We start from the raw sequence: 21,631 nt of genomic DNA, 5'->3' as shown, positions 1-21,631 counted from the left end.
GGCTCTTCGGTGACGGGCCCGGCTTTGGCGGCGAGGTGGCGGTGCCGGTCTGCGCAGTGGTCGCAGGACAGGGCGCTGTAGCAGGTGCGGCCTGGTATCCGCCCGGTGATGATGAGCGCGGCTGGGCGGCGGCAGGTGCTGCAGCGGCTGGTCCATGTCATGGTCGCCGCCGTTCACGCCGACACCTCGTCGCCGAAGAGCGGGTCCTGGTCTTCCCGCTCGCGAGGTGTCGGCTTCGGCTTGGGCTGCTCGAGGCCTCGGGCGCGTTCGCCTGGGTCGGTGGTGCGCCACTGGGCGATGCGGCAGTAGTCCGCGGACCGGTCCACGCTGATGCCGTGCCGGCCGTACAGGTCGGCGATGAGCGCGGTGGTGCCGGTGCCGCCGAACGGGTCGAGCACGACTGCAGGCCTCGAGGTGGCGTCAGGGGCGGGGCAGGCGCAGGCATAGCCAGTGATGCGGGTTGCCCGCTCCTCGGCCCTGTAGCCGAGAGCGGATGGCGCCCGCCGATTGGGCGTGCTCTGACCGATTCGGTCGAACTGCTGCGACTGTGCCCAGTCGTGGCCATCAACGACCGCCCGCGCCGTCAGCGGCCGACGGCCTTCACCGCAGGCGGCGCAGATGGCGGACGGTGACCAGCCTCGGATGATGCGGCGCGGGAACTCCATCGGGAACGCGGCGAAGTGGTCGACACCGAGGTGGTCGGGGACTTTGAGCGGTTGGGCGGCGATCTCCCACACGCTGCCCGGTAGCGCGCCGAGGGGATGGTTCATCTGGTCCAGGCGCAGCGTCTGCCCGTGTTCGAGGCCATAGACCTCACCGTCCCTGCGGCCGGGATGGGCGCGATGCGGCATGGCGCGGCGCACCGAAATGTCCTTGTGCGGTTCGCGGATCTCGTCGACCGCGGAGTAGTAGTGAGGCCTCGATGTGAAGTGGAACCAGTGTTCGTGGCTGCGCCTCACTCGGTCGGTGACGGATTCGGGTAGACCATTCGGCTTGTCCCAGATCACCTCGGCGCGCAGGATCAGCCCGAGATCGTCGATGCAGCCGAGCGCGTACCGCCACGGCAGCCCAATCAGGCTTTTGGCGGCGATTCCGTAGTTCAGGTCACGTCGAGCGGGAACGTCCACGTAGGTGGCGGCCTGTGCCCGGGTTGCTCGCTGACCGGTCTGACCCTGAGGCCCAAACTGCCCGGCGCGCTGCGAATACTTGTCTCCGAGGTTGATCCACAGGGAGCCCGCGGGCTTGAGGACGCGCATCCATTCGCGTGTGCACTTCCAGAGCGCTTCGAGGTATTCCCGTGGGGTGGGTTCGGCGCCGATCTGGCCGGCGAGGCTCTGGTCGCCGTCGCGGTAGTCGCGGAGCCCGTAGTACGGCGGGCTCGTGCAGATGAGATCGACGCTGTTGTCGGGGAGGGGCAGGTGGCGGGCGTCGCCGCGCACGATGGTGACGGTCACCTCGATGCCTCCGCGTTGTCGATGGTGAGGGTGATGCCGGGTGCGAGCTGGGTGGGGTGTCCGGCGAGGTGTCCGCGGGCGGCGATGGCGGCGGCGTAGAGGGTGAGGCCGGCGTCGAGGAGGCGCCGCATCAGGTCGGCGGCTTCGAGCTCTTGCGCGGGCCATTCGCGTGGCCGGCCGCGTCCGCGGGCCAGGGGGTGGAGGTATTTCTCGTCGACCCACTGGTTGAGCTGGCGTTGGGTGAGGCCGCGGTCGAGGACCTCTTGGAGGGTGAGGTCAGGCATCGAGGGCCTCCTGGGCGCGCTGCATCAGCACACGGAACGCGTAGGCGGCTTGTTGGGGGACGACTCCTCCGCCGATGACTTTGAGCTGGGCGTTGCGGTAGCCGGGGAGACTCATGCCTTCGGGGCGGGGGATGGCGGTGACGTGGCCTTCGGGGAGGCCCATCATCCATTCGGAGAATCGGGGCGCCAGTTGGTCGCGTCCGGATCGTCCAGGCTGGGTTGGTCGGGGCGCGGGCCGGCCGAGCGCTTCTTCCCAGCGGCGGACCGCTGGGGCGTAGTCTCCCCAGTCCAGAACACGTCGCTCAGCGTCGTCCCCGCATGATGTTTCGACCCGGTCTTCCGGCCGGAGGTGGCGTTGCGGGTGCCGCGAGAGTTGGCCACCGTCGGCGTCGGAAGCAGTTGGTCGATCGAGTCGAACCCCGGCCTGACCGCTGCGCCGGGACTGGCCGACTGGTTGTTCCCGTACCTTGTCGCGGTCGGTGTCGGCAGCAGGGTGATCGCCGTCCGCAGATCCATCCCGCCGTCCCCGTGCGTCCCGGCTACGTTCGTGTCCGTCGTTCGCGGCGTCGGCAACAGATTGATGATGGCCTCGTTCAGCGGTCTCGCATTGCGATCCATGAGGTTCGATTGGCCCGATTTCCAGTCGCGGGCCGCCGGTGTCGGCAGCAGGCCAGGCGAGGATGAACTCCCGCCACCGTTCATGGCAGGCTCCGATGTCAGGGCGGGACGCGGGTAGACCGACCCATTCCGCATCGAACCCGAGGTTGGCCAGGTCTCCGAGTACACGGCCAAGTGCTCGCAGTGCAGGTTGGTTTGCTCGGTCTCCCATGCATCGCGGGCAGAATTCCAGGTCGCTGTCGGCTCGGGCACTGAGGAGCCCCCTCACGTTCTCCAGGAAGATGTACGGGCCGGGTTCGCCAGGGCGGCGCATGGCGCGCTGCGCGCGGATGCAGGCGGCGACATGCCGCCAGATGCCGGAGCGGGTGCCTTCGGCGATGCCGAGGCCGAGGCCGGCGAGGGACACGTCGGTGCAGGGCCAGCCCGCGACGACCCACTCGACCTTCTCGACCTGGTCCCAGTCGATGGTGGTGAGGTCTCCGAGGTTGGGGATGTGCGGCCAGTGGTGGTGCAGGATGCGAGCCGCGAACTGCCATTTGTCTTCGCGGCCGTTCTTGTCGGCGGGTTCGTGCTGGGCGTGCCAGGCGACCCTGCCTCCGACCTGTTCGGCGATGGTGTGTTCGAGGATGCCGGTGCCGGAGCAGAGCCCGCCGACGGTGATGTCATCCATGGGCGACCGCCGGCTGGTGGGGTCGGATGGGGCGGAGGGGGATGCCGGCGGCGGCTGCTTTCCGCATGCAGTCGTAGGTGCCGCCCCCGGCGCCGGGGAAGGCGAGCATTTCGCTTGCGCCGAGTTGGACGAGGTAGGAGTTCTGGATGATTCCGGCTGCTTTGCCGTGCTTTCTCCAGTCGGCGGGGTGCGTTTCCTCTTTGACGCCGGCGTGCTGGCACCACTGGTGGATGAGCCAGTCGGCGGACCTGTCCGGCCGGGTGCCGTGCTCGGGTTTCGGGTAGCAGGCGCCGTGGACGACGGTGAGGATGGGGTGGATGCGGTGGACGTCGTCGAGGGCGGCCCAGATGCGCGGCTTGTCGGTGCGGTCGCGTCCGCCGGTGCACAGGAGCCGCCACGGCTGCTGCTGCCACGCCCACGTGGCGCACCGGGTCTCGGATGTGCAGTAATGGCGGGTTGGCGCGCAGGCTCCTTCTCCCGCCTCCTCAACGCCTGCGAGGGCGGCCGGGGTGTGGCTCGAGCATCGCCAGCCGTTGGCGAAAAGGCGGGCAGGCTCGACGCCGCAGCGGGTCTTGTCTCCGAAGGCGAAGAACGCGCACGGCTGCGCCGGGAGCGGTGCGGGCGGCGTGAATGTTGCCTGCGGTGCGGGTGCGGCGGCGGGGTCGCTGGTGCGGCTTTGGCAGGTGCAGCCGGGGTGGGAGCAGGCGCCGGACGCGTTCATGAATACGTCGTCGTAGATGGCCCAGCCCCAGCGTCCGGTGCCGGTGTCGGTGTGGACGCCGTTCTGGTGTTCGCATCGGGTGCAGTGTTCGGCGAGTTCGTCGAGCGACGGCGGGATCGGCCTGGTCATGCTGCCGCCTGGGCGATGCGCGGCTTGAGCGGCACGACCAGATACTTGAACGCCTGGTCGGTGCTGGTGAGGGTGATGTAGCGGCCGGGCGCCGACATGCCGATCACCGTCTGTTCGGTGTTGATGCCTTCGAGGCCGTCGAGGAGGAACGGGGGCTGGAAGCGGAGTGTCATGGGGTCGCCGTCGAGGGTGCAGGCGATGGTGTCGGTGCCGCGGCCGATGAGTGAGATGTCGCCGGCGTGGACGCCGATCGCGTCAGGGGTGATGCCGAGGGTGACGTCCTGGCCGTCGGCGAACAGCACGACGCGCTTCACGGCCTCGAGTAGGGCTTCGGTGTCGACGGTGGCGGTGGTGGGGAGTGGGGCGGCGAGGCGCGGCTTGTAGTTGGTGTACTCCTCGACCTGGTATTGGCCGATCGTCACCGTGTGGTTGGCGCTGGCGAGGGAGACGAGGTTGGTGTCGATGCCGACCGTGACCGGTCCCTTGAAGTCCTTGGCGACGTCGCGGAACGCTCTCACGGGCACGTGGGCGGCCAGTCGGGTGTCGGGGACCGCCGAGTTCCACGGGGTGACGCGGGTGGCCATCCGGTAGTTGTCGGCGCCGACCCATGTGATCTCGACGCCGTCGATGTCGAGCCGCACGACGGCGTGCTCCGGCTTCACCGGCTTCTCGGGTTTGCAGGCGGGGGCGACTTGGGTGACGGCGTCGCGCAGGTCTTCCCCGTCGACCTCGCCGACTGTCGTGGCGGGTTGGGGCAGGGTGGGGAAGTCGTCGGCGGGCATGGCGCGGATGGTCATGATGGCGGCGCCGCAGGTGATGGTGGTTTCAGCAGGGGTGGCGGCGAGCTGGAGCATGTCGCGGCGCTTGGCGAGGGATTTGGCGGCGTCGGCGAGGACGCGGCCGGGTAGCAGGACGCGGCCGGGTTCGGCGATGTCGGCGGGCATGTGGCCGCGGTAGGAGGTGTCGCGGTTGTACGCCGACACGGTCAGCTGGTCGCCGTCGGCTTCGAGGAGGAGCCCGGCGAGGATGGGGTCGATCGGCCCGGAGGTGTGCCGGCCGGCTTGGGTGATGAGGTCGGCGAACCGGGCGGGTTCGACAGAGATTTTCATGCGGGCTGCTCCTCTCTGGCGGCGCGGCGGGTCTTGCAGGAGGCGCAGACGGGTCCCTCGGAGGGGTTGAGCCAGCCGGCGCCCTCTTGCGGGGTGGAGGTTTGGCGGGCGAGGCGGTCGCAGTCCGGGTACATGTGGCCTTCGATGAGCCCGCTGTGGGGCTGGACGGCGCCGACGTACCAGGGGCGGATCCACGACATCCATTCGCGCCAGCCGGCGTGGGCCGCGGCCTCGGTCATGCTGCTGTTCACGCTGCTCTCCTCTCGTAGCGGTAGCTGCCGGTGGCCTTGCGGCGTTCGGAGGGGGTCATGCCGGCCCAGATGCCGTCGGACGTCCACCGCGGGTGGATGAGCGCGTAGTCGCGGCACTGGTCGAGGACGGGGCAGCTGGCGCAGATCGCTTTGGCTGCTTGCACGTCGGGCCGGTGGGTGTGGTACCAGGCCAGGAAGAACGTGTCGGGGTCGACGTTTTTGCAGGCGGCGCGGCTCTCCCAGCGTGCGGTCTGGCGCGTTGGGCGGATGTTGTGTTTGCGGGCGAGGGCGAAGTCGCGTTCGACGGTGCGGCGGGAGACGCCGAGCCGGATGGCGATGATTTCGTCGGTGTACTGCTCGCCGCGGAGGAGGAGGGCGGTGTGGATGCGGGCGAGGATCCGCGGCGCAAGTTCTGTCTGGCGGGTGGCGGTGGCGGTCATGATGCGACCGCCTCGGTCTGGAGCGGCTGCCCGTAGCCGGCGTCGCGCAGCAGCGTGCAGAGGTCTCCGAGCAGCATTCGAACGGGGAGATCAGCGGTGTAGGCGTCGGTGAGAGCGTGGCCGTTCGCCAGCTCCGCCACCTGACGCAGGGGCAGGTGTGCCCACCAGCGGTGCGCGTTGGCAGCGCCGACGCCCTTGCGCTGGACGACGAGGATGCCGACGTCGGCGCGCGAGTTGATCCGCTCGGTCTCGGTCTCGACCATCCAGGCGGCGATTTGGCCGTCGGAGGCGAGGCGGGCGGCGTCGCCTCCCTTGACTTCCCAGCAGATGCCGGGGGTGCCGACGATGTCGCCGAGGTCGTGGGTGCCGGCGAGGGCGCGGCGTTCGGCGTGGGGGAAGCCGAGGGGGCGGATGGCTCGGACGACGGCGGTTTCTGCTGCGGTGCCTCGGGCTTTCGGGCGGTTCATCGCACACCTCTTTTCGTGCGCGTCTGTAGATGGTGGATTTCGGGGTGGTCTGCGAGGAGTCGCAGCATGAGCGCTTCGGCGTCGCGGACAGCGAGTCGGCCGTGGATCCGCAGCCATTCGGCGGCGACCTGCTGTTCGAGCTGGACGCGGCGCCGGTTGAGGGCGATCAGCTCGCGCCGCTGTCGGCGGCGGCTTCGTGCGGCGGGGCGAAGGGACCAGCCGATGGCGACCGCGATGAGGGCTGCGGTGATGGCGGCGGCGGTCAGTAGGCGCGGGTCCACGTCTGCCTCCCGTCGATCGCGTTGCGAGCCTGAGACGCGACTTGGTCGAGTCGGTCGGGCCGGTGTTCGATCGCGTCCACGAAGTCGCCGACGACCTGGAGGAGGGCGTCACGGTCGTTGGCGAGCACGTTGGCCCGCTGTTCGAGGTAGGCGTTCCGGTTGGCGTGGACGCGTCGGCTGATGGCCAGGGTGATGAAGACGGTGGCGGCGATCAGGAATGGGCCGGCGAGGAAGGACAGGTCAGGCACGGCTGGCCTCCGTCTCGCGTGCGCGGCGTTCGCGGATGGCGGTCCGGGTGGCCTGGCGGATCGCGTCTTGGAGCCGGCCGGGGATGGCGCACTGCTCGGCGATCGTGAAGGCGGTCTGCTCGCTGTCGGGGGCGAGGATCATCACCTCGGGCGGCGGGCGGCGCGGCTCCCAGGTGCGGCGGCTGCAGCACTCGGCAGCTTCTTCCTGGGTGTACCGTCCGGCGGTCAGCCAGTTGGTGGTGTAGCCGCCGCTCGGGCCCCAGAAGGCGTGGCGGTGGTTCGACCAGATGAGGTACGTGCTCATGGTCATGCCACCGCCTTCCGGGTGGCGGCCTTCGCGGAGTCGTATCGGCCGATCGCCCACACGATGGCGTGGCAGGCCCACAGGAACGACCAGTCCCAGTCGCGCAGGTCCCACTCCTGCCAGCCCTCGAACTCGAACTTGTGGCCCTGGTCGGAGGTGAACGAGAACTCGTCGAGGCCGCGGTGCGCGGCTTCCTCGTACTCGGTGCCGCAGCCCCACCAGGGGTCGAAGAAGTGCTCGTGGATCGCCTTCCGTAGCTTCCGCATGTGGTCACGGGTCTGCCGGTGGCAGGGCTTGGCCAGCTCGGGGCCCAGTAGGTCCGCGTTGTCGAGGCCGAACTCGTCCGCTTTCTCGGCGAGCCGGTTGTGGAGGAAGCTCTCGTACTCGTCGCGCAGCGCTTCCCGCATGTGCTGGTGCAGCAGGTCCTGGGAGTACGTCTGCACGGAGCGGCGGCCCTGCGGGAGTTTCTCCGCCCAGTAGCCCGGGTTGATCTCGTCGGACCTGTTGGCGCGGAAGAACTGGAACATGTCGGGGGTGCGGGAGAACACGTAGGCGTCGTTGAGGTCGCCTCGGATGGCGAGGCTGCCCGGCCAGGTGACGATGTCGAACCAGTAGAGTCCACGCCGGCCGCGGCTGCGCAGGTGCCGGTACAGACCGTCGTCATTCAGCACGGTCAGCCTGTGGAGGCGGGTCTCGCGGGCGAACCGCTTAGCGATGTCGTTCATGCGGTCACCGCCTGGGCGGCGGCGCGGAGTTCGGACACGGCCATCTGCTGGGGGAGGGCCAGCACGGCGGCCGGCGCCAGGTCGAGGGTGGCGGTGGTGGACATCAGGCACCTGCCTTGTGCGTTTCGATGGCGCGGGCTGCGATACCGAAGTGGGTGGCCATGTCGTCGCTCAACTCGATCTCGACCCGGTGCTTGCCTTGCATGAACACCAGGAGGCGCGGCTCCGTCGGCTCGTTGGGCGTAATGACGGCCCATGCGTCTGGGACGACCCGGTCAACGGTTTGAAGGGGGGAAGTGCGCGTATTTGTGGTCACTGTGGTGGTCCTTCGCGGATGGCGCGCCACGCGGGCGTGCGGTCAGGAACGGAGGGGTTAGGCGGCGGGCGGGTACGGGTTGCCGCCGGTTGTGCAGGCGTCGCAGCGGTGCGGCGCGATCTGCCTGCCACCGGCGACCGCCTCGGCCTCGGCGGCGGTCGCCTCACGCAGCGGCTTCCCGCAGCCCACACAGGCGATGTGCGGGGTGTCAGAGCCGTCGAGGTGCACGAGCGGGTAGCGGGCGCGCTGCCGCGGGAACAGGACCGTCTGCACGTTGCCCTGGTCGTCCAGGTCGCCGAGGAGGCTGTCGCCGCCGGCCATGTTGAGCAGGTGGCGCCACCGCTCTTCGCGGCGCCGGCATTCCATGGCCAGGTCTTCCAGGTGGTTGGCCTGCTGGCGGTGGACGGCGGCGTCCTTGGCGTAGCGGTCGGCCTGCTGGCGTTCCTGGGTCATGTTGTGGCGGATGGTGGCGGTGACGGGGTCGGTTTCTTCGACGACTTCGCCGTCGGCGTGCTCTTCGTGGAGTTGCATGGTCATGCGGTCGCCTCCTGGGCTGTGTGCTCGGTGGTGCCTTCCTGTCGTGCCGGGGCTGCTACGGGCCAGGTGCCGTCGATGACGGCGGCCGGATTGTGCTTGTCCTTGGATTTGGCGGGGTCGCGCAGGTAGTCCTGGTAGGAGGCGGCCTGTTCGCGCGCCCACTCCCGCTGCCGGTCGAACAGCGTGCCGAGGTCGCAGGCAAGGGCGTCGAACAGGTGCCGCTCGTCCCTCTTGCTGGCCTGCACGAACGGCCGCTGCTCGCGCGGTAACGCGGCGATGGTGCCCATCCGCCAGGCGACGCGGGCGGAGATGAGGGCGTCGTAGCGGGCGCCGTGCGCGTCCTCGTCGCGCCACGGGATGCCGAACACCTGGGCGCACGTCTTCAACGCGTGCGCGCCCTGGTCGGCGTTGACCCGGGGGCGCCACTTGTCCAGCTGCTTCGACAAGACCTTGGTGTCGATGACCGGCCCGTACGAGCCGGTCCCCGTCAGATCGATCAGCGGGCCGAACCCGTGCCGGATCATCTCGGCGTTGAGGAGTGTCAGGTCGTAGCCGCCGATGTTGTGGCCCACCAGCGGGATGCCGTCAGCCCAGACCGCCTTGACGGCAGATGCGATGCGGCCGATCCCCTCCACCGGCTGCATCCCGTTGGCCTGAAGGAAGTCGTCGGTGTATCCGTGGATCTCGGTGGCCTCCGCCGGCATGGGCACGCCGGGGTTGATGTAGAGGGGCTGCCGGTCCGCGGGGGGCTGGCCGCCGCCGACGAGGCCGATGTACGCCTCGACGATGCGCGCCTCGTGCGGGTTCGTCCCCGAACTTTCGAAGTCGAGGCAGGCGAGTCTGCCGGTCCAGAACGTCATCGCTGCTCCTGGTGGCTGGAAGCCATGCTGAGCTGGTCGGCGAGTTGTTCGTCGGTGAGGTCGCCGAGCCTGTGCCGCAGATAGGCCGCCGCGGTGGCGTCGATCAGCCGGTCGCGTTCGGCGTTGGCGATCCAGGTGAGGGTGTTGGCACGTTCCTGCTGGTGCTGTTCGTAGCCGAGGAGGATCAGCGTCAGGTGGGAGTCGGACAAGGTGATGGCGCTGCCGCCGGCGGCGCGGACGGCGTCGAGGGCGGTCCGCCACTCAGCGGCGATCTGGTTGTAGTAGTCGCGGCTCACAACGCCGCCTCGCCCTGCTCGCCATCAACCGCGTCCCCGCCTGCGGGCGGCTCACCGTCCTTCGCCGCCTCGCGCTCGAGCGCGTCGATCACCTGGGAGGCTTCGTCGAGGGTGAGCTCGTTGCGGGAGGTAACCTGCTGGTCGGCGGGCCTCTGAAGGACCTCGTTGACGAAGGCGAGCGCCGCGTCGCGGTCGGTCAGCCCGGCGTCACGCATCGCCGCGCCTATCTTCCTGAGCTGCGCCTCCGAGATCATCCGCTCCGTGGTGGGCGGCTCTTCCGGCACGACGATCGGCGGCTGCGGCTCCTGAGGGGCGACGGCCTCGCGGATCGTTCGCCCGGGAGCGTTCGGCCGCGCCGTGGTGACCACGACGGACCCGTCGGCGTTCACTTCGGCGCCGAGCTCTTCCGGCGTGTAGCCGACGCCGGACAGTTCCTCCTCGCAGGCTTCGCGGGCGACCTCGGAGACGGCGCGCGCCTTGAGCATCGCCTCCGGGTAGTTCTTCCACACCTGCTTGCCTGCCAGGCCCGCGGCCTGAGCGCGCTGCATGGTCCAGGTGGCGCGGAACTCGAACTCTGGGTCGTCCTTGCGCACGATGGTCGCGACCGCGCCGAGCAGCTTCCCCTGCTCGTCGCGTTCCACCCACACGCGGAGCCGGTGTCCGGCCCGGCGTACCAGCGCCGAGATGAGCCCTGACGACGCGGACGCGCGGCCTTCGATGATGTGGACGCCGAGGATGGCGGCCATGGTGGAGATGCCGAGCGACTGGCCGAACTCGACGGCGTACAGGACGTTGCCGGGCTGGCCCTGGTACTGCCGGGGCAGCAGGTTGGACACGGACAGCGCCTTGGCGTACTCCTGTCGCTCGGTCAGCGAGTCGACGGCACGTTCGACGGGCAGGGTGGCGAGCGTCATGCGGTGGCTCCTGTCAGCGTGGTCGGGTCGGGCAGTTTGCGGCCGGCCACCAGGTAGGGGGCGCCGCCGTTCTTGGCCTGGCGGGTGGCGATGGTTTGGTTGCGCCAGCGGGCGCGGCGGCTGGTGCCCATGGCGGTGGCGAGCTGGGACTTGGCGGCGTTGACGCGGGATTCGCTGGCCTTGGCTGCTGCGAGGGCGGCTAGGTATTCGATGGCGGTGTCGTCGTCGAGGTCGATGTCGCTGCCGTCGATGTCGGGGTGGAGCTTGCGGACGGTCTCGTAGGTGGCGGGGTGTCCGTCGAGGGCGGGCATCTCGCCCCACAGCAGCGAGTCGAGGAAGTTCTCGGCGGAGGCGCGCATGATGGCGGCGTCGGCGGGGTCGTAGTCGACGACGTATTCGCGGAACTCGAGCCGGTCGCCGAGGACGGCGATGTAGGCGCGGGGCAGGCCGAGCACGTCCATGTACCACTGGACTTGGGTGCGGTAGTAGACGGGGATTTCGTCGGTGCCGGGTTCGCCCCAGCCGCTGCCGTCGGCGTCGGTTTTGATCTCCAGGAGGGCGGAGACTTCGAGGTTGTACCAGCCGACGGGCAGGTTGTCGGACAGGTGGTAGCGGATGAGCCGGTCGGGGTTGGCGAGTTGCCAGCCGCGGTCGTTGTGAACCCAGGTGCCGGTTTCGAACAGGTGCCATTCGGGGTGCTGGTCTGCGAACCAGGCGGCGACGGCGGGTTCGAGGTAGTGGCCGCGGTCCTGCTGTTTGGTGGCGGGTGCGGGTTCGACGAGGCCGGCCATTTCGCACCAGGTGGAGTGCGGGGATGCCCAGGGGGAGAGGCCGAGGATGGCGGCGATGCGGGAGCCGCTGATGCGTTTGGCGCGGGCGGCCCGCCATTGGGGGCTGTCGGTGGGCCAGGTGCCGATGTAGCGGCCGGTCGGCGTGTAGAGGAAGGTGTCGGGTTCGTCGGTGTCCCAGGGGCTGCGGAGGCCGGTCATTGGCTGTCCTGTTCTGCGCGGTAGCCGGGCTCTGCCTCGTAGCCGATGTCGGGGCCGCCGCGGACGCTCGGCCGGTTCGCGGCCTGCTGGGCGAGGTGGGTGGCGTAGGCGGTGACGTCTTCGCGGGCCAGTCGGACTCGCTCGTCCACGCGGAGAGTGGGGATGCCGGAGACGATCAGGAGGCTGGCTGCTTCGGCCTGCCGGATGCCGAGCTGGTCTGCGAGCTGGCGGACCGCGTCGGCGACAGCAACGTGGTCAGCGCTGGTAGCGGCGACGGGCACGTGAAGGTCCATCACGCCCCTCCCCTCGAAGCGGCCAGAGCGAAGCCGAGCGCAGCCTGAGCAGTGCGGGCATCGGGGGCGAGGATCAAGTAGAGCGGCGCGTGCGGTGCTTCGGCCTCGCGCAACTCGGTGGTGGCGAATCCGGCCTCTGTCAGGGCGGCGGCGTAGCGACCCAGCCGCTGCGCGTTCATCTCCCGCCAGCCGCCCATCCCGTACAGCACCCCTTCACGTACGTCTTCGATCGCGACGTGGAGCGGCGCATCAGCGGGGGCATCGTCAGTGAGGGCATGGATCTGGTAGCCGTCGCCGTACTCGTTGCGGACGGGGTATCCGGCTGCGGCGAGAGCATCGATGATCTCGGCTCCGAACGTCCGGGACGTCGTCGTGGGGGCGTCGGTTGCGGTCACAGCGCGACCGCCGTCTCCTCGTCGTAGTCGGCGGCCAGCCGCGCGTGTCGCGCCTGCTGGATTAGCCGGTCAGCCTCGCGGCCGGCGGCCCGGACCCGGTCGTCGTAGCCCTCCCGCGTCAACTGGACCGCCGCGGCGGCGGGCAGGTTGTGGTCGCGGGTGAGCAGCGTGGCCAGCAGCGACGACCGCATGGCCGCGCCGGCGATGTCCATCTCGTACAGGTCGCAGTAGGCGGCCAGCGTCTCGATCGGGTCGGAGGCAGGGGTGGGCAGCAGCCCGTCGAGGGCGAGTCCGGCGAGAGCTTCGGCGACCGCGTGCCGGGCCGCGCGAGGCACCTCGCTGAGGGGCATGCCGGGCTTGCCGACCCGGATGATGGTCTGGAGCGCGCCGTCGAGCAGCTGCTGGCCGAGCTCGCCGTGGCGGGCGGCGGTGTAGCCGGCGACGGCGCCGATGATCTGGTCGACGACGCACGGCGTCTCAACGTCGCGGCTGGCGAGCCACGCGTTCTCCTCCTCGACGGTGACTGGGGACGCGGCCACGTCGGCGGCGACCTCGAGCAGGTGGGTGGCGAGCGCGGGGGTGAGCGGCAGGGTGGCGCGGCCGTCGGCGAGCTTGGTGATGAGCATGCGGGTGATGCCGCGAAGCGGCGTGTAGGTGAGGAGGGCGAGCGCCTGCCGGTCCCGCTTGTCGAGGCTGGTGCAGTCGTTGGCGGCGGCGTTCTGCAGCGCACAGTAGATGTCGAGAATGTCGAACCCGGTAAGCAGGCTGGTGTGCTGCGTCGTGGCGGGGGCTGTGGTAGTGGTTGTCATGGCTCGTCCCTTGCTGCAGTAGGGATGGGTGGTTGTTCGCGGGGCTCATCCGGTGGCTCGGGTGGGCCCTTGCGGCCTGTCAGGCCGTCTGCTGGTGTACGCGGGGCCGGCTGGCGATGAACGCCTCCAGCTCGTCCAAGCGCACCCTCAGGCGGGTGGTCTTGGCGCCGGGGCGGGCCAGGTCGATCGGGTTGAGCAGGCCGTCGGCGATGTACGCGTAGACGGTCGGCGGGGTGACGCGCAGCTCGGTTGCGGTCTCGGGGATGGTGAGCAGGAGCGTCTTGCGCTGGGTGGCCGGTGTGCGGCTGCTCTTGGCGGTCATGAGGCGACCGGTTCGCACTCGCGGCTGGTGATGTCGAAGAGTGCCTTGATCTCGCGGCGGACTTCGTCGGAGCCGACGAGGTAGAGCACGCAGAGGACGTATTCGGCGTTGGGTTCGCGGCTGCCTTTGAGGGCGCGATGGTGGATGGACGGGACGACGCCGATGGCGCGGGCTTGGGCGCTCTGGGAGTCGTAGCCGAGTTCGGTCAGTCGTGTTTCGACCTCGTCGCGGCGCAGTCTCACGCGGTGCGCCATGCGGTCCTCCAGTTGGTTGAGGCTCGACCTGTGCCGTGCGGCATTGGAAGTGCCCTCAATGTAGTGCTGTGCCGTACGGCATTGCAATACTCGGGCTTCATGATTTTCTTGCGGCGCAAATCATGGGCTTCACGTGGGTAAACCTGGGCAGTCAGGATTTGGTGCCCCAGGAGTGCATATTGCCGAGCGTGATCAACGGGGTATCATCTGTGCCCGTGGGCAAAACTCCTGGTCGGCTCGGCCGTTGGCTACACGACGAGCTCACCAAACGTGGCTACGACCTTAAGTTCAGAGGCCAGTCGCAGTTTGCGCGCGAAGCAGGCATCGCCGCCTCCATCGTCAACCGCATCCTCAACGAGGACCGCGGCGCGGAGAACGAGATCCTGCGAAAGATCGGGCGAGCGCTCGGCTACACCCTGGGAGAAATGCTGATCTTCTCAGGGCAGGCTGAGCGAGAAGAACTCTCCGTCCGGTCCCCTGACGACCTTCAAGCCGAATCGGACAACCCGTACACCGATGTGACCGAGCGCCAGATCTGGGCGCTCACCGGCCTGGAGGACGAGCACAAGAAGATGCTCATCCGGCTTGTCCGGACCATCCGGTCTGAGGATGACGCCGAGGATGGGCAGTCTGGTTCGACAGTGCGCCAACTGCGCCGGCCGTCCTGAAGCAGAAAGGCCGCGGCTCTGAGACGCCGCGGCCAGCTTCACTCTCCGTTACAGCATCACGCCCGCATGATCGTGCGTCGTACGTGCGTCACGAACGCTTGAGAGCCCTTAAGAATCCTTAAGATTCTTTGAGAGTTTTCGCAGGTCAAGCGGTGGGTGGGCCTACCTGGCCTGGGGGTTCGGCTTCGTTCACACCGAAGAGGTCACTGGTTCGATCCCAGTATCGCCCACTCGCAAGACGCAGGTGAAGGGGTTTCGGAGATCATCCGAAGCCCCTTCTCTCATTTCCGGGGGCGATGGGGGCCAATCCGGGAGCCGTCCCATTTGGATCTCCACGCGTCGGGTGCTCGCCGTAGGCTCAGTGGACGGTGCCGGGTGATCAGTCGCGCCGGGATCCGGCGGGGCCGGGGGCGGGTGCGCGTCATCCCTGAAGACGATCTCCGTTGAGCGCTACCCTCCTGGGTTGAGCCGGAAGTCCTCCGTACGTCAGAGGCGATGGTCGTGTGCGGTTGGCACCGTGAAAAGGGTGAAACGTGCACTCATCATCATCACCGCCCTGGCTCTCACGCTGGCCGGCTGCGGCTCCGCCCCGCCGCAGCGTCTGACGGTGCCGAAGCCGACGGGCCCGCATCCCGTGGGTACGGTCTCGGTCCACCTGGTGGATCAGTCCCGCGCGGATCCCTGGAACGGCTCCGGCCGGAAGCGGGAGCTCATGGTCAGCCTGTGGTACCCGGCCCGGGACGTGGGGGCCCACCCGGTCGCCCCCTGGATGCCGAGGGCGGCGGCGGACCGGTACCTGAAGATGAACGGCCTGGAGCCGGGCTCGGTGCTGCTGGACAGGACCGACGGCCGCGAGGGCGCGCCCGCCGACACGAGCCTGGGCAAGCTGCCGGTCGTCCTGTACTCGCCGGGCGCCAACGCCTCCCGCGCCTACGGGACCGGCGTCGCCGAGGAGCTGGCCAGCCGGGGGTACGCGGTGGTCACCGTCGATCATCCCTATGACGCGGCGGTGGTGGAGTTCCCCGGCGGCCGGGTGGTGACCGGGCCCGAGGTGACCGACTTCGCCAAGGCCGTCGAGGTCCGGGTGGCCGACGTGCGATTCGTCCTGGACAGCCTGCCCGTCCTGGAGGAGAAGCTGCTCGGACGGAACGGCAGGCCGCTCTTCGACCTCGCGCGGATCGGGATGTTCGGGCATTCGCTCGGCGGCGCGGCCACCTCCTCGGCCATGTACGCCAACCCGCGGATCAAGGCCGGGCTCGGCCTGGACGGCGCCGTCTTCGGCAAGGTGGCGAAGTCCGGCCTCGACCGGCCGTACATGGTCGTCGACACCGACGGGAAGGGCGGCATGGCCACCAATCCGACACTGCGTGCCTTCTGGGACGGGTTGCGGGGCTGGCGGCTCAACGTGACGCTCAAGGGGGCGGCGCACAACTCCTTCGGCGACGACGTCCTGCTCATCCCCATGTCGGCCGGGCCGCTGGGGCTGGGGAAGGAGCAGCTGGCGGAGGTCGTCGGGACGATCCCGGCCGAGCGGGCGCTGGCCTTCCAGCGCGCCTACCCGACGGCCTTCTTCGAGCAGACGCTGCGCGGCCGTCCGCAGGCGTTGCTGCGGGGCCCGTCAGCAGCCTTCCCAGAGGTCTCCTACCGCCGCTGACGGCGTCCGCCCGCCGGCGGTGACCACGCCGCCCTCGTAGGCGGCGATGACGAGCTGGGCCCGGTCGTGCGCGGCGAGCTTGGCCAGCAGGCTGCGGACATGGGTCTTGACCGTCGCCTGCCCGATGCCGAGCCGCTCGGCGATCTGCGGGTTGGTCAGCCCCCGGGCCACCAGCACGAGCACCTCCCGCTCCCGGCCGGACACCTGCGCCAGCCCCGCCGCCAGCCCCGCCGTCAGCCGGTCCGGGGTCGCGGCGGGCTCGCGCCGGGCGAACTCCGCGATCAGCCGCGTGGTGACCGACGGGGCCAGCAGCGCCTGCCCTTCCCCGACGATGCGCAGCGCCTCCAGCAGGCCGGCGGGGCCGGTGTCCTTGAGCAGGAATCCGCTGGCTCCGGCGCGCAACGCCCCGTAGACGTACTCGTCGAGGTCGAACGTGGTCAGCATCAGCACCCGTGTTCCGGCGGTCGCCGGGTCGGCCCGGATCAGCTCGGTGGCCTTGATCCCGTCGAGGCCGGGCATGCGGACGTCCATGAGCACCAGGTCGGGACGCAGGTCGCGGGCCAGTTCCACGGCCTGCTGCCCGGTCGCGGCCTCGCCGGCGGTCGTCAGGCCGGGGGCGGTGTCGATGAGCCTGCGCAGGCCCGCGCGCAGCAACGCCTGGTCGTCGGCGATCAGTACCGTGAACGTGCTCACTCCTCGTCCTTCCCGGAACCGCCCGGCAAGGGCAGCCGCGCGCGGACGGCGAATCCGCCGCCGGGCTCCGGCCCCGCCGAGAACGTCCCGCCGTAAAGGATCACCCGCTCCTCCAGACCGGCCAGCCCGTGACCTCCCGGACGCGGCCCGCCCCCGCGGCCGTCGTCGACGATCTCGACCACCACCTCGCGCCGCGCCCGGGTGAGGACGGCCACCCGGCACCGGGCCGGGCCGGCGTGCCTGAGCACGTTGGTCAGCGACTCCTGCACGAGGCGACGGACGACCAGGGCCGCCTCGCCGCCGAGCGCGAGGCCGGGCTCGACGTCGAGCTCCACCCGCAGGTGGCCGTCCGGGATCGCCGCGACCAGCTCGCGCAGCGTGTCCGGGAGGTGCGGCTCGCCGTCTTGCTCGCCGGCGGCGTCGCGGAGCAGGCCCAGCAGGCCGCGCAGGTCCGTGAGCGCCTTCCTGCTGGTCTCCTCGATGATCGACAACGCCTCGCCGGCCTCCTCGGGGTGCGTGGCGGCGACGTGGTTGGCGATGCCGGCCCGCATGGAGATCAGGCCCATGCTGTGGGCGACGACGTCGTGCACCTCGCGAGCCACCCGCAGCCGTTCCGCCGTCGCCGCGGCCTGCGCCGACCGTGCGACGGCCTGCGCGGCGTACGCGCGCTGCTCCCGTACGGCGAGCCCGATCGTCCAGGCCAGGCCGAGCAGCAGCCAGGCGAATCCGCCCGCCGAGGCCGCCTCCGTCCAGGAGGGGGCGCCGATCGCGGCCTCGGCGGCGGTCACCGCGAGCGCGGCCACCAGCGCCGCCACCGCCGTCCGGCGCGTCGCCAGCAGCGCCACCGCGTGCAGGGCGAGGGCCAAGGGCACGAACGCCTCCTGCCACCCGGCGAACGGCGCGAACCCCGCCGCCACCAGGACCACCGCGCACACCGGCACCGGCCACCGGCGCCGCACCGCCGTCGGCAGGCAGGCCAGCGCGATCACCGGCACGGCCACGAGGGGCGGCACCCGGGCGGACCCGGGCGCCAGCACCGCCGGCACCGAGAACCCGGCGGCCAGGACGGCGGCCGCGAACACGTCGACGGCGACCCAGTGTCCCGGCCGCAGCCTGCGCGCGATCAAGGGACGCCGTTCGGCCATGCGCCCACCCTAGACGGGCCGGCCACGGCGGAGTCCGCGATGCCGCCCGGCCCGGGAAACGAGGTGAGGGCGGTCGGCTGCGCGATCTAGGGTGCGGGCATGTCGTACGTGCTCCGCGGTGTCGTCGGTGAGTTCGACCGTCTCCGCTCCCTGTCGGGCGAGGTGCCGCAGGCTGTGGTGGCGCCTTTGAGGCAACGCCTGGGGCTGCTGCCGGTGACCGGCGAGTGGCAGGAGAGCGGGCCGGTCACGCGCATGCCCCCGGGGTTCGCCGGGAGGCTGGAGGACTGGTCACGCGGCGGCCGTGTCGCCTACGTGGAGGCGGACTTCTGGGGTGGCGGCGGCAGCCAGGCCGCCGCCCTGTGGGAGAACGGCCGGCGGAGCTGGGGGCCCGAGCACGCCTCGATCCGGGTCGGACCGCCGCACGACGACTGGCCGATCAACGCCGTGCTCGCACGTCTCGGAGCGGTCAGGGCGGGCGCGGCGGACCTCTTCGACGCGGTCGGCCTCGGACGGGAACGCGACATGGAGGGGTGGCGCCGTGCGGGCCTTGAGGCCCTGGACGCCCCCGGCTACGACGCCTGGGAGGCCGCATGCCGCGCCAGGCAGGAGGCCGACGCCCGCGCCGCCGCCGAACGTGACAGGTACGCCAGGCGGGCGGACGTCCCGGTCGTCCTCGACGGCAGGACGGTGCGTGATGCGCGCCGCGGCGACTTGGCCCAACCAAAAGGCCGGGAATTGGCTCTAGGTTGACGCCGATGTCGCCTCCCTAAGATCCACGATCACGAATTCTCATCCGATGCGTCTCATCGCCGTGGGCGCCTTCGTGGCGATGGCCGCGGCGGCCGCCCCCGCCCCCGCCTACGCCGCCGCGCCCGCCGGCGACGTCGTGGTGAACGGCTCGCTGGACAGCGGGGTCAAGGGCTGGTGGGCGTCCAAGAACACCCCGATCGAGGTGACGGGCGGGCGGCTGTGCGCCGAGGTGCCCGCGGGCGGTGACAACGTGTGGTCCGCGATGGTCGGGCAGAGCGGCATCGACGTCCGGGCCGGCCAGACCTACCAGTTGAGCTTCGAGGCGACCGCCACGAGGACGACGAGGATCAGGTCGCTGGTCCAGGGCGGCGACGCGAAGCCCGCCGCGATCGTGGACGGCTACCCCGAGGTAGGCGTCAGCTCCAGGAAGTTCACCTACGCGGCCACGGCCAAGGTGTCGGACTCGGAGGCCCAGGTGCTGTTCCAGGTGGGCGGCGCGGACGCGCCGTACACGTTGTGCCTGGACAATGTCTCTCTCGTGCCCGTGCACCAGAGCGTCGTGAACGGCTCGCTGGACAACGGGGTCAAGGGGTGGTGGGCGTCCAAGAACACGCCGATCGAGGTGACGGGCGGGCGGCTGTGCGCCCAGGTCCCCGCGGGCGGTGACAACGTGTGGTCCGCGATGGTCGGGCAGAGCGGCATCGCCGTGGAGGCCGGGAAGACGTACCGGCTGAGCTTCAAGGCGTCGGCGACGCGGCCGGTGAAGATCAGGTCGGTGGTCCAGGACAGCGGCGCGAAGCCCGCCGCGATCGTGGACGGCTACCCCGAGGTCGGCACCGGGTCCAGGACCTACGCCTACCAGAACACGGCCAAGACCACGGACCGTGAGGCCCAGGTGCTGTTCCAGGTGGGCGGCGCGGACGCGCCGTACACGCTGTGCCTGGACGACATCCTGCTCACCGACTAGAACGCCGGGCGCAGCGGTCCTGCCCCGGCGGACCGCTGTGCCGGCTGTCGAGGTTCGTCCGGCGCGTCGCCGCCCGGCGTCGCCGCGCGTGCCCGCTGCCTCTTCTCGCGGATGACCGCCTGGGCGTCGGCGACGGGGCCGAGGTGCCGGAGCTTGTCGGGATTGACGATCGAGCGAATGGTCTGGACGCGTCCGTCTGCGATGTCGAGCGCCCAGATGCCGGCGATCCGGCCCGCGCGGTCGCGGATGATCGCGCCCGGCCGGCCGTTCACCTCGTGCGCCTCCAGCACCGCGCCGATCTGGGCGAGCGGCGCGACGGCGACGGACAGCACCCGGGCCACCTTCGCCAGGCCGAGGACGGGCAGCGTGCCGCCGATCTTGCCGCCGCCGTCGTTGAGCAGCCGGACGTCGGCGGCCAGCAGCTCCCGCAGCCCTTCGACGTCCCCCTCCCTGAGCGCGCCGAAGAAGCGCCCGGCAAGCTGGTCCCGCGACCGGCGATCGGCTTCGAAGCGCGGACGGCCCGCGTCCATGTGGCGGCGCGCCTGCACCGCGAGCTGGCGGCAGGCCGCCTCCGACCGCTCCACGGCGGCGGCGATCTCCCGGTAGCTGAAGGCGAACACCTCGCGCAGCACGAAGACCGCGCGCTCGAGCGGGCTCAGCCGCTCCAGCAGGATCAGCGCAGCCATCGACACCGAGTCGGCCAGCTCCGCCGACCGCTCCGGGTCCTGGTAGGGGTCGGTCAGCAGCGGTTCGGGGAACCACGGCCCGACGTAGGTCTCGCGCCGGACGCGGGCCGAGCGCAGCACGTCGATCGAGATCCGGGTCACCGTCGCCGACAGGAACGCCTTGGGCGAGTCGGGCCGGGCCGCGGCGCCCTCGTAACGCAGCCAGCTCTCCTGGACGGCGTCCTCGGCTTCGCTCACACTGCCCAGGATCCGGTAGGCGATCGCGAAAAGCAGCGGCCGTAGCTCCTGGAACTCCTCGGTGCGGGTCACGCCGACCATTGGTATCACCACGGCTGGACAAAGGCGACAAAGTGTCGCAGGTCACACTCGGCCGAGCTCACATCCGTGCGGGGCTGTCTCGTCCAGGGGGTGTAACAGCTGAAACCGGCGCCAAGGAGCACATCATGCAGAAGGTCTGGTTCGTCACCGGCTCGTCCCGCGGCCTGGGCCGCGCCTTCGTGGCGGCCGCCCTGTCGCGCGGTGACCGGGTCGCCGCCACCGCCCGGAGCACCGCGAGCCTGAAGGAGCTGGCCGACGTCCACGGCGACGCGGTGCTGCCGCTGGAGCTGGACGTCACCGACAGGGCCGCGGTCTTCGACAGCGTGCGGCGAGCCAAGGAGCACTTCGGCCGGCTCGACGTCATCGTGAACAACGCCGGCTACGCCCAGGTCGGCGCGGTCGAGGAGCTGACCGAGCAGGAATTGCGCGACCAGCTGGAGACCAACCTGTTCGGCGCGGTGTGGGTGGTCCAGGCGGCGCTGCCGTACCTGCGCGAGCAGCGCTCGGGGCACATCATCCAGCTCTCCTCGGCGGCCGGGGTCATCGCCATGCCGCTCGGCGGCGCCTACCACGCCTCCAAGTGGGCCCTGGAGGGCCTGAACGAGGCGCTCGCCGGCGAGGTCGCCGAGTTCGGCGTCAAGGTGACCATCGTCGAGCCCGGCGGCTTCGCCACCAGGAACGGCAACAACCCCGACCCGCTCGCCAACGGCCACCTGGCCACGACCGACCCGGCCTACGACGGTCTCCGCCAGCGCCTCGGCGCGATGGCGGGCAAGATGCCCGCGGGAGACCCGGCCGCCGCGGCGCAGGCGCTCCTGAAGCTCGTCGACTCCGCCAACCCGCCGGTGCGGGTGCTGTTCGGCAAGGGCTTCTACCCGCTGATCCAGCAGGCCTACGCCGACCGGCTCAGGACGTGGGCCGACTGGCAGGACCTCGCGATCGAGGCGCACGGGCAGCTCCAAGCCGGCTGACCGGCCTGCTCGGCCCTGACCCCTGCCAAAAGTAAGGGTCCGAGCCTGCCTTTCGGGCATGTGGGGGGTGGTGGCGTGATTCCTACAGTTCTT

The 21,631-nt window shown here is 70.4% G+C and carries 31 protein-coding genes and 1 tRNA gene; 7 read left to right on the top strand and 25 right to left on the bottom strand.

The genetic code is table 11. From position 1 onward, the window contains the following. Positions 1-173 precede the first annotated feature (173 nt). From ACIBQ8_RS41825 to ACIBQ8_RS41790, 8 genes are read right to left on the bottom strand one after another with little or no spacing between them, the layout of a single operon-like run. Positions 174-1,454, bottom strand: a complete 1,281-nt coding sequence (locus tag ACIBQ8_RS41825; protein WP_397194820.1) for a DNA-methyltransferase — start codon at positions 1,452-1,454, stop codon at positions 174-176. Continuing rightward, positions 1,451-1,738: a MerR family transcriptional regulator gene (locus ACIBQ8_RS41820; protein ID WP_397194819.1), complete on the bottom strand. Its 288-nt coding sequence runs from the start codon at positions 1,736-1,738 to the stop codon at positions 1,451-1,453. The genes ACIBQ8_RS41825 and ACIBQ8_RS41820 overlap by 4 nt, the downstream gene beginning before the upstream one ends. Continuing rightward, positions 1,731-3,026: a DNA cytosine methyltransferase gene (locus ACIBQ8_RS41815; RefSeq protein WP_397194818.1), complete on the bottom strand. Its 1,296-nt coding sequence runs from the start codon at positions 3,024-3,026 to the stop codon at positions 1,731-1,733. Before ACIBQ8_RS41815 ends, ACIBQ8_RS41820 begins: the two co-directional genes overlap by 8 nt. Then, on the bottom strand, positions 3,019-3,876 hold the full coding sequence (locus ACIBQ8_RS41810; RefSeq protein ID WP_397194817.1) for a DUF2493 domain-containing protein: 858 nt from the start codon (positions 3,874-3,876) through the stop codon (positions 3,019-3,021). The genes ACIBQ8_RS41815 and ACIBQ8_RS41810 overlap by 8 nt, the downstream gene beginning before the upstream one ends. Next, on the bottom strand, positions 3,873-4,985 hold the full coding sequence (locus ACIBQ8_RS41805; protein ID WP_397194816.1) for a hypothetical protein: 1,113 nt from the start codon (positions 4,983-4,985) through the stop codon (positions 3,873-3,875). Before ACIBQ8_RS41805 ends, ACIBQ8_RS41810 begins: the two co-directional genes overlap by 4 nt. Next, positions 4,982-5,236 (bottom strand): hypothetical protein, encoded by a 255-nt coding sequence (locus tag ACIBQ8_RS41800; RefSeq protein ID WP_397194815.1) that lies wholly within the window; start codon positions 5,234-5,236, stop codon positions 4,982-4,984. The genes ACIBQ8_RS41805 and ACIBQ8_RS41800 overlap by 4 nt, the downstream gene beginning before the upstream one ends. Then, positions 5,233-5,676: a WhiB family transcriptional regulator gene (locus tag ACIBQ8_RS41795; protein ID WP_397194814.1), complete on the bottom strand. Its 444-nt coding sequence runs from the start codon at positions 5,674-5,676 to the stop codon at positions 5,233-5,235. The genes ACIBQ8_RS41800 and ACIBQ8_RS41795 overlap by 4 nt, the downstream gene beginning before the upstream one ends. After that, entirely contained in the window at positions 5,673-6,143 is a 471-nt protein-coding gene (locus ACIBQ8_RS41790) for a hypothetical protein (RefSeq protein WP_397194813.1), read from the bottom strand. Before ACIBQ8_RS41790 ends, ACIBQ8_RS41795 begins: the two co-directional genes overlap by 4 nt. A 29-nt stretch (positions 6,144-6,172) precedes the next feature. On the opposite strand from ACIBQ8_RS41790, the gene ACIBQ8_RS41785 reads away from it, so the two are divergent. Continuing rightward, the gene (locus tag ACIBQ8_RS41785; RefSeq protein WP_397194812.1) at positions 6,173-6,412 is read left to right on the top strand and encodes a hypothetical protein; all 240 of its coding nucleotides are present in this window, start codon (positions 6,173-6,175) and stop codon (positions 6,410-6,412) included. On the opposite strand, the gene ACIBQ8_RS41780 is transcribed toward ACIBQ8_RS41785, so the two are convergent. The 14 genes from ACIBQ8_RS41780 to ACIBQ8_RS41715 form a co-directional block, all read right to left on the bottom strand. Beyond that, positions 6,406-6,672 (bottom strand): hypothetical protein, encoded by a 267-nt coding sequence (locus tag ACIBQ8_RS41780; RefSeq protein ID WP_397194811.1) that lies wholly within the window; start codon positions 6,670-6,672, stop codon positions 6,406-6,408. The genes ACIBQ8_RS41785 and ACIBQ8_RS41780 overlap by 7 nt on opposite strands. Then, complete coding sequence (locus ACIBQ8_RS41775) at positions 6,665-6,982, bottom strand: hypothetical protein (protein WP_397194810.1); 318 nt, start codon at positions 6,980-6,982, stop codon at positions 6,665-6,667. Before ACIBQ8_RS41775 ends, ACIBQ8_RS41780 begins: the two co-directional genes overlap by 8 nt. Next, positions 6,979-7,701 (bottom strand): hypothetical protein, encoded by a 723-nt coding sequence (locus tag ACIBQ8_RS41770; RefSeq protein WP_397194809.1) that lies wholly within the window; start codon positions 7,699-7,701, stop codon positions 6,979-6,981. The genes ACIBQ8_RS41775 and ACIBQ8_RS41770 overlap by 4 nt, the downstream gene beginning before the upstream one ends. Positions 7,702-7,804: 103 nt before the next feature. After that, positions 7,805-8,017 (bottom strand): hypothetical protein, encoded by a 213-nt coding sequence (locus ACIBQ8_RS41765; protein WP_397194808.1) that lies wholly within the window; start codon positions 8,015-8,017, stop codon positions 7,805-7,807. 57 nt (positions 8,018-8,074) lie between these two features. Then, positions 8,075-8,554, bottom strand: a complete 480-nt coding sequence (locus ACIBQ8_RS41760; protein WP_397194807.1) for a hypothetical protein — start codon at positions 8,552-8,554, stop codon at positions 8,075-8,077. Beyond that, on the bottom strand, positions 8,551-9,414 hold the full coding sequence (locus tag ACIBQ8_RS41755; protein WP_397194806.1) for an exonuclease domain-containing protein: 864 nt from the start codon (positions 9,412-9,414) through the stop codon (positions 8,551-8,553). The genes ACIBQ8_RS41760 and ACIBQ8_RS41755 overlap by 4 nt, the downstream gene beginning before the upstream one ends. Continuing rightward, entirely contained in the window at positions 9,411-9,710 is a 300-nt protein-coding gene (locus ACIBQ8_RS41750) for a hypothetical protein (protein ID WP_397194805.1), read from the bottom strand. Before ACIBQ8_RS41750 ends, ACIBQ8_RS41755 begins: the two co-directional genes overlap by 4 nt. Then, a complete protein-coding gene (locus ACIBQ8_RS41745) occupies positions 9,707-10,624 on the bottom strand; it encodes a recombinase RecT (protein WP_397194804.1) in 918 nt (305 codons plus the stop codon). Before ACIBQ8_RS41745 ends, ACIBQ8_RS41750 begins: the two co-directional genes overlap by 4 nt. Then, a complete protein-coding gene (locus ACIBQ8_RS41740; protein ID WP_397194803.1) occupies positions 10,621-11,613 on the bottom strand; it encodes a lambda-exonuclease family protein in 993 nt (330 codons plus the stop codon). Before ACIBQ8_RS41740 ends, ACIBQ8_RS41745 begins: the two co-directional genes overlap by 4 nt. Then, the gene (locus tag ACIBQ8_RS41735) at positions 11,610-11,906 is read right to left on the bottom strand and encodes a hypothetical protein (protein WP_397194802.1); all 297 of its coding nucleotides are present in this window, start codon (positions 11,904-11,906) and stop codon (positions 11,610-11,612) included. The genes ACIBQ8_RS41740 and ACIBQ8_RS41735 overlap by 4 nt, the downstream gene beginning before the upstream one ends. Beyond that, positions 11,906-12,301 carry a hypothetical protein gene (locus ACIBQ8_RS41730; RefSeq protein ID WP_397194801.1) on the bottom strand — a complete coding sequence of 132 codons (396 nt, stop codon included), beginning with the start codon at positions 12,299-12,301 and terminating at the stop codon, positions 11,906-11,908. The genes ACIBQ8_RS41735 and ACIBQ8_RS41730 overlap by 1 nt, the downstream gene beginning before the upstream one ends. Then, positions 12,298-13,110 (bottom strand): hypothetical protein, encoded by an 813-nt coding sequence (locus ACIBQ8_RS41725; RefSeq protein ID WP_397194800.1) that lies wholly within the window; start codon positions 13,108-13,110, stop codon positions 12,298-12,300. The genes ACIBQ8_RS41730 and ACIBQ8_RS41725 overlap by 4 nt, the downstream gene beginning before the upstream one ends. A 79-nt stretch (positions 13,111-13,189) precedes the next feature. Further along, entirely contained in the window at positions 13,190-13,432 is a 243-nt protein-coding gene (locus tag ACIBQ8_RS41720; RefSeq protein WP_397194799.1) for a helix-turn-helix domain-containing protein, read from the bottom strand. Further along, positions 13,429-13,686, bottom strand: coding sequence for a hypothetical protein (locus ACIBQ8_RS41715; RefSeq protein ID WP_397194798.1), 258 nt, complete (start codon positions 13,684-13,686; stop codon positions 13,429-13,431). The genes ACIBQ8_RS41720 and ACIBQ8_RS41715 overlap by 4 nt, the downstream gene beginning before the upstream one ends. 68 nt (positions 13,687-13,754) lie before the next feature. On the opposite strand from ACIBQ8_RS41715, the gene ACIBQ8_RS41710 reads away from it, so the two are divergent. The 3 genes from ACIBQ8_RS41710 (at position 13,755) to ACIBQ8_RS41700 (ending at position 16,008) form a co-directional block, all read left to right on the top strand. Next, entirely contained in the window at positions 13,755-14,354 is a 600-nt protein-coding gene (locus ACIBQ8_RS41710; protein ID WP_397194797.1) for a hypothetical protein, read from the top strand. Between the two features lie 152 nt (positions 14,355-14,506). Further along, positions 14,507-14,586, top strand: a tRNA-Val gene (locus tag ACIBQ8_RS41705). A gap of 294 nt (positions 14,587-14,880) precedes the next feature. Further along, positions 14,881-16,008 (top strand): alpha/beta hydrolase family protein, encoded by a 1,128-nt coding sequence (locus ACIBQ8_RS41700; protein ID WP_397194796.1) that lies wholly within the window; start codon positions 14,881-14,883, stop codon positions 16,006-16,008. On the opposite strand, the gene ACIBQ8_RS41695 is transcribed toward ACIBQ8_RS41700, so the two are convergent. Both ACIBQ8_RS41695 and ACIBQ8_RS41690 read right to left on the bottom strand, forming a co-directional pair. Continuing rightward, positions 15,973-16,701: a response regulator gene (locus ACIBQ8_RS41695; protein WP_397194795.1), complete on the bottom strand. Its 729-nt coding sequence runs from the start codon at positions 16,699-16,701 to the stop codon at positions 15,973-15,975. The two genes, ACIBQ8_RS41700 and ACIBQ8_RS41695, sit on opposite strands and share 36 nt — an antisense overlap. After that, the gene (locus ACIBQ8_RS41690) at positions 16,698-17,846 is read right to left on the bottom strand and encodes a sensor histidine kinase (RefSeq protein WP_397194794.1); all 1,149 of its coding nucleotides are present in this window, start codon (positions 17,844-17,846) and stop codon (positions 16,698-16,700) included. Before ACIBQ8_RS41690 ends, ACIBQ8_RS41695 begins: the two co-directional genes overlap by 4 nt. Before the next feature lie 99 nt (positions 17,847-17,945). On the opposite strand from ACIBQ8_RS41690, the gene ACIBQ8_RS41685 reads away from it, so the two are divergent. Together ACIBQ8_RS41685 and ACIBQ8_RS41680 are read left to right on the top strand one after the other, a co-directional pair. Beyond that, the gene (locus ACIBQ8_RS41685) at positions 17,946-18,596 is read left to right on the top strand and encodes a hypothetical protein (RefSeq protein WP_397194793.1); all 651 of its coding nucleotides are present in this window, start codon (positions 17,946-17,948) and stop codon (positions 18,594-18,596) included. Positions 18,597-18,642: 46 nt separating this feature from the next. Next, the gene (locus tag ACIBQ8_RS41680; protein WP_397175249.1) at positions 18,643-19,563 is read left to right on the top strand and encodes a carbohydrate binding domain-containing protein; all 921 of its coding nucleotides are present in this window, start codon (positions 18,643-18,645) and stop codon (positions 19,561-19,563) included. On the opposite strand, the gene ACIBQ8_RS41675 is transcribed toward ACIBQ8_RS41680, so the two are convergent. Then, positions 19,560-20,558, bottom strand: coding sequence for an RNA polymerase sigma-70 factor (locus ACIBQ8_RS41675; RefSeq protein WP_397194884.1), 999 nt, complete (start codon positions 20,556-20,558; stop codon positions 19,560-19,562). The two genes, ACIBQ8_RS41680 and ACIBQ8_RS41675, sit on opposite strands and share 4 nt — an antisense overlap. 134 nt (positions 20,559-20,692) lie before the next feature. Here ACIBQ8_RS41675 and ACIBQ8_RS41670 point away from each other — a divergent pair, with 134 nt between their 5' ends. Further along, the gene (locus ACIBQ8_RS41670) at positions 20,693-21,538 is read left to right on the top strand and encodes an SDR family NAD(P)-dependent oxidoreductase (RefSeq protein ID WP_397194792.1); all 846 of its coding nucleotides are present in this window, start codon (positions 20,693-20,695) and stop codon (positions 21,536-21,538) included. Positions 21,539-21,631 lie beyond the last annotated feature (93 nt).

Origin of the sequence: Nonomuraea sp. NPDC049646 (assembly GCF_044465525.1) — a bacterium.
Classification (GTDB): Bacteria; Actinomycetota; Actinomycetes; order Streptosporangiales; family Streptosporangiaceae; genus Nonomuraea.
Note: the sequence above shows the minus strand (reverse complement) of the source record. Positions and strands in the feature narration are given on the sequence as shown.

What these genes read in the sequence shown, in the direction of transcription:
- ACIBQ8_RS41820 (WP_397194819.1), bottom strand. Translation starts at nt 1,738, where the DNA reads ATGCCTGACCTCACCCTCCAAGAGGTCCTCGACCGCGGCCTCACCCAA.
- ACIBQ8_RS41815 (WP_397194818.1), bottom strand. Translation starts at nt 3,026, where the DNA reads ATGGATGACATCACCGTCGGCGGGCTCTGCTCCGGCACCGGCATCCTC.
- ACIBQ8_RS41810 (WP_397194817.1), bottom strand. Translation starts at nt 3,876, where the DNA reads ATGACCAGGCCGATCCCGCCGTCGCTCGACGAACTCGCCGAACACTGC.
- ACIBQ8_RS41805 (WP_397194816.1), bottom strand. Translation starts at nt 4,985, where the DNA reads ATGAAAATCTCTGTCGAACCCGCCCGGTTCGCCGACCTCATCACCCAA.
- ACIBQ8_RS41795 (WP_397194814.1), bottom strand. Translation starts at nt 5,676, where the DNA reads ATGACCGCCACCGCCACCCGCCAGACAGAACTTGCGCCGCGGATCCTC.
- ACIBQ8_RS41790 (WP_397194813.1), bottom strand. Translation starts at nt 6,143, where the DNA reads ATGAACCGCCCGAAAGCCCGAGGCACCGCAGCAGAAACCGCCGTCGTC.
- ACIBQ8_RS41785 (WP_397194812.1), top strand. Translation starts at nt 6,173, where the DNA reads ATGGTGGATTTCGGGGTGGTCTGCGAGGAGTCGCAGCATGAGCGCTTC.
- ACIBQ8_RS41775 (WP_397194810.1), bottom strand. Translation starts at nt 6,982, where the DNA reads ATGACCATGAGCACGTACCTCATCTGGTCGAACCACCGCCACGCCTTC.
- ACIBQ8_RS41770 (WP_397194809.1), bottom strand. Translation starts at nt 7,701, where the DNA reads ATGAACGACATCGCTAAGCGGTTCGCCCGCGAGACCCGCCTCCACAGG.
- ACIBQ8_RS41760 (WP_397194807.1), bottom strand. Translation starts at nt 8,554, where the DNA reads ATGACCATGCAACTCCACGAAGAGCACGCCGACGGCGAAGTCGTCGAA.
- ACIBQ8_RS41755 (WP_397194806.1), bottom strand. Translation starts at nt 9,414, where the DNA reads ATGACGTTCTGGACCGGCAGACTCGCCTGCCTCGACTTCGAAAGTTCG.
- ACIBQ8_RS41745 (WP_397194804.1), bottom strand. Translation starts at nt 10,624, where the DNA reads ATGACGCTCGCCACCCTGCCCGTCGAACGTGCCGTCGACTCGCTGACC.
- ACIBQ8_RS41740 (WP_397194803.1), bottom strand. Translation starts at nt 11,613, where the DNA reads ATGACCGGCCTCCGCAGCCCCTGGGACACCGACGAACCCGACACCTTC.
- ACIBQ8_RS41735 (WP_397194802.1), bottom strand. Translation starts at nt 11,906, where the DNA reads ATGGACCTTCACGTGCCCGTCGCCGCTACCAGCGCTGACCACGTTGCT.
- ACIBQ8_RS41725 (WP_397194800.1), bottom strand. Translation starts at nt 13,110, where the DNA reads ATGACAACCACTACCACAGCCCCCGCCACGACGCAGCACACCAGCCTG.
- ACIBQ8_RS41720 (WP_397194799.1), bottom strand. Translation starts at nt 13,432, where the DNA reads ATGACCGCCAAGAGCAGCCGCACACCGGCCACCCAGCGCAAGACGCTC.
- ACIBQ8_RS41715 (WP_397194798.1), bottom strand. Translation starts at nt 13,686, where the DNA reads ATGGCGCACCGCGTGAGACTGCGCCGCGACGAGGTCGAAACACGACTG.
- ACIBQ8_RS41690 (WP_397194794.1), bottom strand. Translation starts at nt 17,846, where the DNA reads ATGGCCGAACGGCGTCCCTTGATCGCGCGCAGGCTGCGGCCGGGACAC.
- ACIBQ8_RS41685 (WP_397194793.1), top strand. Translation starts at nt 17,946, where the DNA reads ATGTCGTACGTGCTCCGCGGTGTCGTCGGTGAGTTCGACCGTCTCCGC.
- ACIBQ8_RS41680 (WP_397175249.1), top strand. Translation starts at nt 18,643, where the DNA reads ATGCGTCTCATCGCCGTGGGCGCCTTCGTGGCGATGGCCGCGGCGGCC.
- ACIBQ8_RS41670 (WP_397194792.1), top strand. Translation starts at nt 20,693, where the DNA reads ATGCAGAAGGTCTGGTTCGTCACCGGCTCGTCCCGCGGCCTGGGCCGC.